This is a genomic window from Streptomyces sp. NPDC048600 (assembly GCF_055587025.1).
In genome coordinates this window covers 233,673-245,987 of record NZ_JBVJGZ010000011.1, presented here as the reverse complement: position 1 = coordinate 245,987, position 12,315 = coordinate 233,673, and the positions used below count along the sequence as shown (strand labels likewise).

10 protein-coding genes and 1 pseudogene are annotated in these 12,315 nt (G+C 73.4%); 10 read left to right on the top strand and 1 reads right to left on the bottom strand.

The annotated features are described in order from the left end of the window. From ACZ6SQ_RS17830 to ACZ6SQ_RS17820, 3 genes and pseudogenes are all read left to right on the top strand, one after another. Positions 1-354, top strand: a pseudogene (locus ACZ6SQ_RS17830) (3-hydroxyacyl-CoA dehydrogenase); the annotation flags it as partial. Between the two features lie 264 nt (positions 355-618). Beyond that, positions 619-2,505 (top strand): AMP-dependent synthetase/ligase, encoded by a 1,887-nt coding sequence (locus ACZ6SQ_RS17825; protein ID WP_469562658.1) that lies wholly within the window; start codon positions 619-621, stop codon positions 2,503-2,505. A 185-nt stretch (positions 2,506-2,690) separates the two neighbouring features. Continuing rightward, positions 2,691-3,362 (top strand): hypothetical protein, encoded by a 672-nt coding sequence (locus ACZ6SQ_RS17820; protein ID WP_469562655.1) that lies wholly within the window; start codon positions 2,691-2,693, stop codon positions 3,360-3,362. Positions 3,363-3,443: 81 nt separating this feature from the next. Here the strand turns inward: ACZ6SQ_RS17820 and ACZ6SQ_RS17815 are convergent, their stop codons facing one another. After that, on the bottom strand, positions 3,444-3,938 hold the full coding sequence (locus ACZ6SQ_RS17815; RefSeq protein ID WP_469562652.1) for a GNAT family N-acetyltransferase: 495 nt from the start codon (positions 3,936-3,938) through the stop codon (positions 3,444-3,446). Positions 3,939-4,149: 211 nt separating this feature from the next. On the opposite strand from ACZ6SQ_RS17815, the gene ACZ6SQ_RS17810 reads away from it, so the two are divergent. The 7 genes from ACZ6SQ_RS17810 (at position 4,150) to ACZ6SQ_RS17780 (ending at position 12,303) form a co-directional block, all read left to right on the top strand. Further along, on the top strand, positions 4,150-5,424 hold the full coding sequence (locus tag ACZ6SQ_RS17810; protein WP_469562649.1) for an ATP-grasp domain-containing protein: 1,275 nt from the start codon (positions 4,150-4,152) through the stop codon (positions 5,422-5,424). A 92-nt stretch (positions 5,425-5,516) separates the two neighbouring features. Further along, positions 5,517-6,371 (top strand): hypothetical protein, encoded by an 855-nt coding sequence (locus ACZ6SQ_RS17805; protein ID WP_469562681.1) that lies wholly within the window; start codon positions 5,517-5,519, stop codon positions 6,369-6,371. Next, complete coding sequence (locus ACZ6SQ_RS17800; protein ID WP_469562648.1) at positions 6,368-7,483, top strand: PLP-dependent cysteine synthase family protein; 1,116 nt, start codon at positions 6,368-6,370, stop codon at positions 7,481-7,483. Before ACZ6SQ_RS17805 ends, ACZ6SQ_RS17800 begins: the two co-directional genes overlap by 4 nt. Further along, a complete protein-coding gene (locus ACZ6SQ_RS17795; RefSeq protein WP_469562645.1) occupies positions 7,480-8,544 on the top strand; it encodes an enolase C-terminal domain-like protein in 1,065 nt (354 codons plus the stop codon). Before ACZ6SQ_RS17800 ends, ACZ6SQ_RS17795 begins: the two co-directional genes overlap by 4 nt. Continuing rightward, the gene (locus ACZ6SQ_RS17790) at positions 8,541-9,908 is read left to right on the top strand and encodes an MFS transporter (RefSeq protein WP_469562642.1); all 1,368 of its coding nucleotides are present in this window, start codon (positions 8,541-8,543) and stop codon (positions 9,906-9,908) included. Before ACZ6SQ_RS17795 ends, ACZ6SQ_RS17790 begins: the two co-directional genes overlap by 4 nt. Next, entirely contained in the window at positions 9,905-10,741 is an 837-nt protein-coding gene (locus ACZ6SQ_RS17785; RefSeq protein WP_469562640.1) for a class I SAM-dependent methyltransferase, read from the top strand. The genes ACZ6SQ_RS17790 and ACZ6SQ_RS17785 overlap by 4 nt, the downstream gene beginning before the upstream one ends. Next, complete coding sequence (locus ACZ6SQ_RS17780; RefSeq protein ID WP_469562637.1) at positions 10,738-12,303, top strand: ABC transporter substrate-binding protein; 1,566 nt, start codon at positions 10,738-10,740, stop codon at positions 12,301-12,303. Before ACZ6SQ_RS17785 ends, ACZ6SQ_RS17780 begins: the two co-directional genes overlap by 4 nt. Positions 12,304-12,315: the final 12 nt, after the last annotated feature.

Below are 12,315 nucleotides of genomic sequence, written 5' to 3'. Positions count from 1 at the left end.
CGCGGGCTCCTGTGGCCGGGCCTGCGCGAGCACTTCACGAAGCCGGACGCCGCGATCCCGTTCCGCGACATGCAGGAACGGATGCTGTTCGCCGAGGCCCTGGACACCGTCCGGCTGCTGGAGGAGGGCGTACTGACCTCCGTCGCCGACGCCAACATCGGCTCCGTCCTCGGCATCGGCTTCCCCGGCTGGACCGGCGGCGTGCTCCAGTACATCAACGGCTACGAAGGCGGCCTGCCCGGCTTCGTAGCCCGCGCACGGGAGCTCGCCGAGCGCTACGGCCACCGCTTCACCCCGCCCGCGCTGCTCGTCGAGAAGGCCGAGCATGGTCAGGTGTTCGGCGACGCCTCCTAGCGCCGGCTCGACGGGGTGTCCTGGGGCCCTCTCAGGGGTGGCCCTGCCCCATCAGCGGCACTTCGGCACAGTGAACGGCTCGCCGGGCCCGGCTTCTGCCCGGCGAGCCGTCGGTTCGGCCCGGCCCGCCCTGACGACTTGGGGCGGGCTCGGCCGGGCCCGAGAGCGGGCGATCACCATCCGCGCTTCCTCCCCTCCTCCCGTACTCCCCACCGGCCGGGCCCTCTGCCCGCCGTGCTCGGCTCCCCGTTTCTGGAGGCACCGTTGAGTTCTGTGCAGTCCTCGATCGAGAACCGTCCGCCCTCTGTGGCCCACTCGTTCCTCACCAGGGTGAAAGCGACCCCGGACGCCGAGGCCTACCGGTATCCCGTCCTGTTCGGCGACACCGGCACCGAGCAGTGGCGCTCGCTCACCTGGGCGCAGACCGCGCGGCGGGTGACGGCGGTCGCGGCCGGGCTGACGGCCCTCGGGATCCGCCCCGAGGACCGGGTCGCCATCGCCTCTGCCACCCGGATCGAATGGATCCTCGCCGATCTCGGCATCATGTGCGCCGGGGCGGCCACCACCACCGTCTACCCCAGCACCAACGCCGACGAGACGGCCTTCATCGTCGCCGACTCCGGCAGTCGCGCGCTGTTCGCCGAGGACGAGGCGCAGTTGGCCAAGGCCGTCCGGGCCAGGGCCCACGCGCCCGGTCTGACTCATGTGATCCTCTTCGACACCCCGGCCGGTGACGCCACCGCCGTCGCCGCGGGTCTGACCGTACTCACCCTCGCGGAGCTGGAGGAGCGGGGGCGTCGGCACCTCGCCGAGCACCCGGACGCGGTGGAACGGGCGGTCGGCGCCATCGAGCGCGGCCGGCTGGCCACCCTCGTCTACACCTCGGGCACCACCGGCCGCCCCAAGGGTGTGCGTCTGTCGCACGACGGCCTCGCCTATCAGGGCCCGGCTCAGGGCGTGGGGGTGCGGATGGGGCCGGAGGACGTGCAGTATCTGTGGCTGCCTCTGGCGCATGTCTTCGGCAAGACGCTGATCTCCGGGCAGATCCACTCCGGGCACGTCATGGCCGTCGACGGGCGTGTGGACCGGATCGTCCACAATCTGCCCGTCGTACGGCCGACCCTCATGGCCGCTGTGCCGCGGATCTTCGAGAAGGTCTACAACGGCATCGCGGGCAGGGCCCGGGCCGACGGCGGCGTCAGATACAAGGTCTTCCTCTGGGCTGCCGAGGTGGCCCGGGCGTACGCGCGGGCCACGCAGGCGAACCTCGCCGCCACCGGTCACTTTGGCGCGCCGCCGGCCCTCAGGCTTCAGCACGCGCTTGCCGACCGGCTCGTCTACGCCAAGGTCCGTGCCGCCTTCGGCGGCCGGCTGCGCCGCGCGGTGTCCGGCAGCGCCGCCCTGGCGCCGGAGCTCGGCTACTTCTTCGCCGGCGTCGGTATCCCCGTCCTGGAGGGCTATGGCCTGACCGAGACCACGGGTCCGGTCACCGTCAACCGCGAACACGGCGTGCGGATCGGCACCGTCGGCACCGCGCTGCCCGGCTGCGACATCAGGATCGCCGAGGACGGCGAGGTCCTGCTGCGGGGCCCCGGCGTGATGGACGGCTACCACAACCTGCCCGGCGGGACCGCGGAGGCCCTTGACCAGAACGGCTGGTTCCGCACGGGGGACATCGGTGAGCTCGACGAGGACGGCTCGCTGCGGATCACCGACCGGAAGAAGGACCTGTTCAAGACGTCCGGCGGCAAGTACGTCGCGCCCAGCGAGGTGGAGGCCAGGTTCAAGGCGATCTGCCCGTTCGTCAGCAACATCCTGGTCCTCGGCGCCGACCGCAACTACTGCACCGCCCTGATCGCCCTCGACGAGACCGTGATCATGCCCTGGGCCGCGCGGCACGGCCTGACGGACCGGTCCTACGCCGAGGTGGTCGCAAGGCCCGAAGTCCGGACGCTCGTCGGTGACTTCGTACAGCGGCTCAACGACGACCTCCAGCGCTGGCAGACGATCAAGAAGTTCACCCTGCTGCCGCGCGAACTGGACATCACGCACGGCGAACTCACACCGAGCCTGAAGGTCAGACGGCCGGTGGTCGAGCGCACCTACGCCGCGGAGGTCGACGAGATGTACCGGGGCACCAACGAGAGCTGAGTCCGGAACCCGGCGCCGCGGTCACCCGGCGCCGGACCCGTGTCCCCGGGCGGCCGTCCGAGGCTGATCACGGTCTCGTACCGTTTCCCATCACCTGTGGCCTGCTGTGATCATCTTCGGCTTTGCTGAACCGGTCGCGCCGGTTGTGAAGATTCCGGGGTGGTGTGCGGGCGACAGGAGAACTGGTGAGACGTAAGCCGATCCGCGGTGCGGTCGCCCTGGCCACCGCCTTCGTCGCCGCGCTGGCGACGGCGTCCTGCACCGCGGCTGAGGAGCCCCGGGCCGCACACCCGTCCACGGCCGGGACGACCGCCGCGAGCCGTCCCCTCCCGCGGGACTGGACCTGCCGAGGGGGCACGTTCCGCTGGGGCAAGGTGACCAGGCAGATGCGACTGGCCGCTGTGTCCGACGCCCGGCATGTGCGCGTTCCGGCGGGAAAGACGGTCAGATCGACGTTCGGGCTCGTCCCGCTGCGCACCCTGAGGGCGACCGTGTACCCGCCGCTCCCCGAGGGGGCGGCGGCCGGGCGGGCCGCCGTGGACTCCCTCGCGGATCGGACGGACTCCGACCTCGCGCGGGTGGGGGACACCTTCACTCCGTCCGAAGGGGACAGGACCCTTACCGTGTCGTCCGGCAGGTCCGACGGTGTGCTGGTGGCCGTGGTGGGTGTGACGACCGTAGAGGCGTCCTTCGTGTACAGCTGCGGCGCTTCCGGGAGCGGGACGGTGCGGGGCACGCTGTCCACGTGGTCGGCGGCCACGTACTCGGGGCTGTTCGCCTGCGGCATCCGGGAGGAGCTTCCCGCGATCGAGATCGAGGCGCGGGCTCTGATGTGCGGTCAGGGCAGCGGTACTTGAGAGCCCGCAGTACCGCGATACGGACGCCCCGCCCACGCTCGACGGCTTTCCCGTCGCCGTGGGCGGGGCGTTCCTGTGCTGTCAGCTGGTGGGCGTGAGCACGGTGTCGAGCGGCATCTCGAAGTGGACGGTGCCGAAGCCGCCGTGCTCCCCGGTGGGGCGGGCGTCGAAGACCTCGGTGGCCAGGCTGCGCCAGAAGCCCTCCGCGCCGGGGATGTCGACGTTGGTGTGCAGGTAGACGCGTTCGTACCCGGGGACCCCCGCGGCGAAGTCGCAGGCCGTGCGCACCATCGCGCGGGCGAGCCCGTGACGCCGGTGTCCAGGGCGTACGTACACGCGCAGCAACTGGGCGGTCCGTCCTGAGGGATAGCGCTCGACGAGGCTTCGCGGGTGCGGAGGGTGTACGGGGCCGCGCGAGTTGAGGGCGGTGGTGCCGACCACCTCGCCGCCGTCGCTCACCGCCACGATCAGCGTGTGCCGCGGATCGCGCAGGTACGTGCCCTCCAGGTCGACGACGTCGGGGTGCCACTCCGGCACATAGCCGTAGTCGAACTCCCGGTAGAAGGTGTCCAGCATGACGCTCCGGGCGCCGGGCAGGTCCCCGCTTCTCGCGTGCCGCACCGTGTACGGCCCGACCCTCTGATCTCGCGTCAGTTCTGTCACCGGACTCCGCCTCTCCTGCCGTGGGGCTCCGCACGCTACCTGAAAACCACCCTATTGGAAATGAAAACGATTTCGGATAACGTCTGCGTCGACCAGAACCGACGGCAGTCCGGGAGGAAGTCCGATGGGACATCTGCTGGTGATCGAAAGCTGGGTGGGGTCGATGAGCAGGCTGCTGCCCAGAGCGATCCGCGAGGCGGGGCACGAGTTCACCTTCGTCACCCGCGACCTGCACCACTACCTGCGCGCAACACCCGCGGCCGAGGGGACACACCCGCTGCTCACGGCCCGCAACGTCATCACGGCGGACACCAACGACACGACCGCGCTCCTCGCACGGCTGGAGGGCCTGCACACCGTCCTCGGCTTCGACGGCGTGGTCTCCTCGTGCGACTACTACCTGCCCGCCGTCGCCCATGCGGCCCGGCGGCTCGGCCTGCCCGGACCGGCTCCGGATGCCGTGGAGGCGGCCTGCCGCAAGGACCTGACGCGCCGGGTGCTCGCCGAAGCCGGAGTGGCCGGGCCCCGGTTCGCGATCTGCGAGGGCGCCGGGGACGCGGCGGCCGCCGCCCGCGAGATCGGCTACCCGCTCGTCGTGAAGCCGGTGGACCTGTGCGCCGGCATGCTGGTCCGCGCGGTGCGCGACGAGCGCGAACTGGAGCTCGCCTGCCGGGCCCTGGCCGAGTTCCCGGTCAATGCGCGCGGCCAGGACCGTGTCCCCGTCGTCCTGCTCGAAGAAATGCTCGACGGGCCCGAAGTCAGCGTCGAGACCGTCTCGTTCGGCGGGTCCACCCATGCCGTCGGCGTCACCGACAAGAGCATCGGCGGGGCACCGGCCTTCGTCGAGACCGGCCACATGTTCCCGGCCGCCGTCGCGGAGACCGCGGCGAAGGAAGCCGTCGGGACCGCGCTGCGGGCGGTCGAGGCGCTGGGCCTGGACCAGGTGGTCTGCCACACCGAGATCAAGCTGACGTCCGACGGGCCCCGGGTGGTCGAGGTCAACCCCCGCCCGGCCGGCAACCGCATCACCGAACTGGTCCGCCATGTCACCGGCATCGACCTGGCCACCGCCTGTGTGGACGTCGCCCTCGGCCGCGCGCCCGACCTGACGCCGCGACAGACCGGTGTGCGCAGCGCCGCCATCGCGTTCCTCCTGCCCGACGCCGAGGGCACCCTCACGGGCGTGGAGGGGGCCGACGACGTCCGGGCCCGGCCCGAGGTGCGGGAACTCGGCCTCGCCGAACCCGGCCGCGCCGTACGGGCCGCCACCAGCAACAACGAGTACCTCGGACATGTGATGACCGTCGACACCGAGGGCGACGGTGCCCGCGCGAACGCCGAGCGGCTGCTCGCGGACCTGCGTCCCGGTTACGAGCTGTCCTCGGCGGTGCCCGCGTGACCCTGTCCGCCCCGCATCAGTCTCCGGAGCGCGAGGACCCGCACCGCCACGCGCCCACGCTCGGCGACCCCGTCGTCCGGACCGTCGACCGGCTGTTCGACCTGGTCCGCGCAGGGGCGTACGGACCCGACCCGGCCCACGAGCGGATCTCGCTCGCCTTCACCACCTCCCAGGCCGTCCGCCACGCGGGCCGCGCCCGCGGCTACCGCAACGAGGTGCTCGGCCTGCGGCTCGACGCCGCGGTCGGATCCTGCGCGGTGGAGCCGGGGACCCTGCCCGAGGGCGCCCTCGACGACTGCGTGGGCGCCCGCGTCGCCGACCTGCTCGGCCATCCGGTCCTGCCCGTGAGAATCGCGGCCCTCGACGCCTACCTCGCCCACGTACGCCCGCACACACTGGACAACGGCGCCCGGCCGTACCGCCTGCCGGGCGGCGGTTCGCTGAGCCGCTCGCGGGCACGGGCCCGAGCGGTCGTCGATCTGCTGGGCACGCACACGGGTGCGGAGGCCCGGACCGACGCCGTTGGCCGCGCCGGGGCCGCCGCGTCCGCCCGCCGCTTCGGCGGGAGCGGCCCGGTCCTGGTCGTCGGTGTCGTCAACTCCCTTCTGGAACAGCTGCGTTCGCGAGACATCGAGTACCTGCCGTGCGACCTCAAGGGCGGCACCACCGAGTGGGGCGAGCCCGTACTCACCGACACGCCCGCCCACCTGGAGCACTGCGGCGCGATCCTCGCCTCCGGCATGACGCTCGGCAACGGCAGCTTCCAGGGGCTGCTCGACCACGCCGCCGCGACCGGCAAGCCGCTGGTGATGTTCGCCCAGACCGGCAGCGCCGTCCTGCCCCGCTTCCTCGGAGCCGGGGTGAGTGCCGTGTCCGCCGAGCCGTACCCGTTCTTCTGGCTCGACGGCGGCCCGGGTACCATCCACCGCTACGGAGACCGTGCATGACCCTCGCTCCGCCCGAACTCCGCGCCGCCGCCGGGCCCAACCCCGATCTGCTGCCCCTGCTGGGCCGTACTCCGCTCGCCCGTGTCCGCACCGAACTGCCCCACCCCCACCCCGGTTTCTGGGCCAAGCTCGAATGCCTCAGCGCGGGCGGGATGAAGGCCCGCGCCGCGATGTCCATGCTCACCGCGGCCAGGCGGCGCGGCGAACTGCGCCCCGGAGCCACGGTTCTGGAGTCCACCTCGGGCACCATGGGCATCGGGCTGGCCTTCGCCGGACAGACCCTCGGTCACCCTGTCGTCCTGATCGGCGACAGCGAGCTCGAGCCGTCCATGCGGCAGTTGCTGCGCGCCCACGGCGCCCGGCTGGAACTGGTCGACCGCCCCGCGGCCCGAGGCGGCTGGCAGGCCGCCCGGATCGCCCGGCTGCGCGAGGTCCTGGCCCGCACCGAGAACGCCTACTGGCCCGACCAGTACAACAACCCCGACAACCCCGCCGGTTACCGCTCCATGGCCGCCGAACTGATCGGCCAGCTCGACCACATGGACGTCCTGGTGTGCAGCGTCGGCACCGGTGGGCACAGCGCGGGACTGGTCGGCCCGCTGCGCCGCCGCTGGCCCCGGCTGAAGGTGATCGGCGTCGACTCCGTCGGCTCCGCCATCTTCGGCCAGCCCGCCCGGCCGCGCGTGATGCGGGGACTGGGCAGCAGCATCCACCCCGCCAACGTCCGCCACGGCGTCTTCGACGAAGTGCACTGGGTGGGCCCCGCCGAGGCCGTCGACACCTGTCGCCGGCTCGCCCGCGGCAGCTTCGTCAGCGGCGGCTGGAGCACCGGCGCGGTCGCCCTGGTCGCCGCGTGGGCCGCACGGGCCGAGCCCGGCGCCGTCGTCGCCACCGTCTTCCCCGACGGGCCGCACCGCTACCTCGGCACCGTCTACGACGACGACTTCTGCCACGCGCACGGCCTCACCGGCACCGCGCCGGCCACCCGCCCGCTGGAGATCCCGCATCCCCGCGCGGCCGAGGCACTCGGCTGGACCCGCTGCCGCACCGTCCTCGACTCCGCCCCCGCGTCGCGAGGCGTCCGCGCTCCGGCCCACGGAGGTGCCGTATGAGACTCACCTGGCACACCGTCTCGCTGGAACTGGCGGAGCCGCTGCGTATCTCCCGCTCCGTGATGGCCCGCCGCGACGCGGTCTGGGTGGCCCTCGAACACGGCGGACTGCGCGGCTGGGGCGAGGCCGTCAGCAGCCGGTACCTCGCACTGCCGACCGAGGAGATCCTGCGCCGGGTGAGCGCCCTGCGTCCCGAGGTCGAGCGCCTTCCGGACCCGGAGACCGCCTGGGCGGAGCTCGCCCCCGCAGGTCCGCTCGGTGCCGGTCTGCCGCCGGGCGTGCTCGCCGCGGTCGAGGCCGCCGTACTGGACCTCACGGGGAAACGGGCCGGTGCGCCCGCTCATCAGCTGCTCGGCACCCCCGTGCCGCCGTCCGCGCGCACGGCGCGCACCATCGGGATCGTCCCTCCCGTGACCGCCGCCGTACAGGCCGGCCGGCTCGTCGCGGCCGGTTTCACCGTCCTGAAGGTCAAGGCGGGGTCCCCCGAAGCCGCCGAGGACCTGGCCCGGGTCGCGGCCGTCCGCGAGGCCGCGCCCGCGGCGGAACTGCTGCTCGACCCCAACGGGGCCTGGACCGAGGAGCAGGCCCACGCCCTGCTGCCGCGGTTCGCCGCGCTCGGTGTCACCGCCGTGGAACAGCCCGTCGCGCCCGGCCGCCCCGAGGTCCTGGCCAGGGTCGCCGCCGCCTCCCCGCTGCCGGTGATCGCCGACGAGGACGCCGTCACCTACGAGGACGCCACCGCCCTCGCCGGACGCGTCCACGGGGTCAACGTGAAACTCGCCAAGTGCGGCGGCGTACGCCACGCACTGCGCATCCACGCCGCGCTGCGCGGCAGCTGTACCGACCTCATGCTCGGCTGCCTCACGGCCAGTTCGCTCGGCATCGCCCCCGCCGTCCACCTCGTCGACCGCGCCCGCTGGGCCGACCTCGACGGACACCTGCTCCTCGCCGACGACCCATGGACCGGGATCGGCGGTACCGACGGGACCGTACGCCCCGCCCCGCGCGGCGGCCTGGGAGTACGGCCCCGCGCGGGCATGGCCGCAGGGGCCGCGCGGTGAGGACGCTCGCCGGGGTGCGCGGCCTCCCGCCGGCCGTGCGGCTGCTGCTGGTCAACCAGTTCGGCGTCAACACCGGCTTCTACCTGCTCGTCCCGTACCTGGCCACCCATCTCACCGACGACCTCGGGCTGTCGGCGGCCGTGGTCGGGCTGGTCCTCGGCCTGCGCAGCCTCAGCCAGCAGGGGCTGTTCCTGATCGGGGGCTCGGCGGCCGACCGTCTCGGGGCCCGTGGCGTGATCGTCGCGGGCTGCGCGCTGCGGACCCTCGGCTTCGCCCTGTTCGCCCTGGGCGACGCACTGCCCGTGCTGATCGCCGCGTCGGTGCTCAGCGGCCTGGCCGGTGCCCTCTTCAACCCGGCCGTGCGGACGTACGTCGCCCGGGAGGCCGGCGAGCGCAGGGCCGAGGCGTTCGCGCTGTTCCAGGTGTTCGCCACGGCGGGGGCGCTGCTCGGGCCGCTGCTCGGGACCCTGCTGCTGCTCGGCGGCTTCAGGACGGCGGCGCTCACCGCGGCGGGTCTGTTCGCGCTGCTCACGATCGCGCAGGCCGCGGCGCTGCCCGCCGGGGAGCGGCCACGGCCCGCCGGTTCCTTCCTCGGCGACTGGCGGGAGGCCGCGGGCGACCGCCGTTTCCTGGCCTTCGCGCTGGCCATGACCGGCATGTACGGCATGGAGAGCCAGCTCTATCTGCTGCTCGCGCACGCCGCTCGGCAGGCCACCGGCCGGACGGGTGCCGTCGGGCTGCTGTTCGTCGTCGGTACCGTCGCGGGCCTCCTCCTCCAGCTCCGGCTCACCCGCCGACTCGCCGTGCGCGGCGGTGGCCCGGGCCGCTGGATCGCCGCCGGACTCGCCGTCGGCGGGCTCGGCTTCGTACCGCCGGCGCTGATCGCGGGAACCGCGGGGACGGACCCCGCGCGCCTCGCGCCCGTCCTGGCCGGGACCCTGCTGCTGTACCTCGGGCTGATGACCGCCCAGCCTTTCGTGCTGGACCTCGTCCCCGCCTTCGGGCGGCCCGAGCTCACCGGCACCCTCTACGGCCTGTTCTACGCCGTGTCGGGCGTGGCGACGGCGGCCGTCGGCGCCGGGGTCGGCTGGGCCATGGACACCGCGACGCGGGGCGGTCCGGCCTGGCTCCCGTACGCCTGCTGCACGGCGCTCGGCCTCGCGTCGGCGGCGGCCGTCACACTGCTGCACCTGCGCGGGGCACTGCCCGGCCCGCCCGCACCTCACCGGCGGGACTTCCCGGGTGGGGAGGCCCCGTCACCCCACCCGGATGCCCGGGACCTCCCGGGCGGAGAGGTCCCGCCACCGCACCCGGCCGACCCGTCCGCCGCCCCTCACCGTGACCCCCTGAGCGAGACCAGATGAACGACGGCAACCTCCTGACCGACCACCCCGAGCTCTACGAGCGGCGCTTCCCCGACCCCGGCCACCTCGCCGCCCGCTGGGCCGAGGACATCCTGCGCCGCCACGGCGCGGGTCCGCGGGTCCTGGACATCGGCTGCGGCACCGGCCGGGACGCGGCCTGGCTGCACCGACACGCCGGACGGCGGGTCACCGGCATCGACACCGCCGAGACGATGCTCGCCCACGCCCGCCGGCGACACCCGGGCCCCGACTACCGCCGCGCGGACATGCGCCACTTCGACCTGGGCCGGACCTTCGACGCCGTCCTGTGCCTGGACAGCGCGTTGCTGTACTGCCACACCAACGACGACCTGGCCGCCTGTCTCACCGCGTGCCGCCGCCATCTCGCCCCCGGCGGACTGCTCGTCGCGGAGATGCGCAACGGCGCCTTCTTCCTCGGCGGCACCGAACTCCTCGACGGGCCGCGCACCGCGTCCTTCGACCAGGACGGCACCACCCATACCTCCCGCACCAGCCTGTGGATCGACCACGGCGCCCAACTCCTGCGCCGCCGCCGCGTCTGGACCGCCGACGACGGCTCACCGCCGCGGGAGCAGCACTCCGCCTGGCGGCTGCTGTTCCCCCAGGAGCTGCGGTACTTCCTCACCCTCGCGGGCTTCGAGGTCCTCGCCCTGTACGACGGACCCGGCCCGCGTACCGAACCGCCCTGGTACGAGGGCGACTTGCCGCACGGGACCGCGCGTTCCGACCGCCTGCACCTCGTCGCCCGGCTCCGGCACCACGACCACCCCACGCCCGACTCCCGGCACAGCAACGGAGACACCACACCGTGACCAGCAACCGCCCCGGCCTCGACCGCCGAGGCTTCCTCCTCGCCACCACCACGGCCACCGCCCTCGCCCTCACCACCGGCTGCACCGGCACGGCCGGCGACAGCGGGAACACCACCGAGACGGGCACCCCCAGGCGCGGCGGCACCCTGCGGGCCGCCTTCGCGGGCGGCGGCGCGGGCGAGACCCTCGACCCGCACGCCGTCAACCTGTTCGTGGACGCCGCCCGTGCCAAGGCCCTCTACGACAAGCTCGCCGACTTCGGCACCGACCTCGCTCCCGTGCCGCGGCTCGCCGAGCGCTGGGAGCCCAACCGGACCCTCGACACCTGGAAGGTCACTCTGCGCGAGGCCGTCTTCCACGACGGCCGACCGGTCACCGCCGAGGACGTCCTGCACAGCTACCGCCGTATCGCCGACCCCGACGCCGCCTTCCGCGCCAAGGCGTCCCTGGAACCCGTCGACCTCGCCGCCAGCCGCGCCCTGGACGCGACCACCGTCGAGTTCCGGCTGAAGCGCCCGTACGCCGAATTCCCCAACGTGCTGGCCGCGTTCGGCGCGTACATCGTCCCCAAGGGCACGACCTCCTTCGAACGGCCCGTCGGATCGGGCCCGTTCACCTTCGTCTCCTTCACGCCCGGCAGGTCCCTCGTCGTAGAGCGCAACGAGGCCTACTGGGAGGGCGCGCCGCACCTCGACCAGGTGGAGTTCGTCGTCGCCACCGAGGAGTCGGCCCGCACCGGCGCCCTGCTGGGCGGGCAGGTCCAGTACGCCCACGAGCTCGACCCCGCCACCGCGCGCACCTACGAGGGCGGCGGGAGGATGAACGTCATCCGGCTCCCCGGCAGCGCCATGCAGGGCTTCGTGATGAAGACCGACCGGCCCCCGTTCGACGACAAGCGGGTCCGCCAGGCGTTCTTCCTCATCGCCGACCGTCAGGAACTCGTCGACGGCGCCCTCTCCGGCGCCGGTGAGATCGGCAACGACCTGTTCGGCAAGGGCTACCGCCACTACGCGTCCGGCCTGCCCCAGCGCACCCGGGATCTAGCCCGCGCCCGTGCCCTGCTCAAGGCGGCGGGCGCCGAGAACCTCGAGGTCACCCTGGACACCGCCCCCGCCGCCACCGGCTTCGTCGAGGCGGCCGGGATCTTCAAGGAGCAGGCCGCCGAGGCCGGGGTCACCGTCGAGATCAGGGTCGGCGACAAGGACACGTACTGGAGCGACATCCTGAACGACGGCACGTTCGCCTCGTACCGGTCCGGGGCGATGCCCATCGAGGCCCACATATCGCAGCGCCTGCTCACCGGCTCCACCACCAACGCCACCCGATGGCGGCACCGGGACTTCGACGACCTCTACCGGCAGGCCCAGTCCACACCCGACGAGCAGGGACGGACCGCCCTCTACGAGCGGATGCAGCGCCGTCTGCACGACGAAGGCGGCTTCCTGATCTGGGGCTTCGCCGACTGGATCGTCGCCACCGCCCCCACCGTCCGCGGCGTCTCGGCCGAGGCCCCCGCCAACACCCTCGACTGGGCCCGCTTCGACCGGGTCTGGCTCGCGTGACGGCTCTCGCGA

Coding starts and splice junctions, on each gene's coding strand:
- ACZ6SQ_RS17815 (WP_469562652.1), bottom strand. CDS start 3,938: ATGCTGGACACCTTCTACCGGGAGTTCGACTACGGCTATGTGCCGGAG.
- ACZ6SQ_RS17810 (WP_469562649.1), top strand. CDS start 4,150: ATGGGACATCTGCTGGTGATCGAAAGCTGGGTGGGGTCGATGAGCAGG.
- ACZ6SQ_RS17800 (WP_469562648.1), top strand. CDS start 6,368: ATGACCCTCGCTCCGCCCGAACTCCGCGCCGCCGCCGGGCCCAACCCC.
- ACZ6SQ_RS17795 (WP_469562645.1), top strand. CDS start 7,480: ATGAGACTCACCTGGCACACCGTCTCGCTGGAACTGGCGGAGCCGCTG.
- ACZ6SQ_RS17785 (WP_469562640.1), top strand. CDS start 9,905: ATGAACGACGGCAACCTCCTGACCGACCACCCCGAGCTCTACGAGCGG.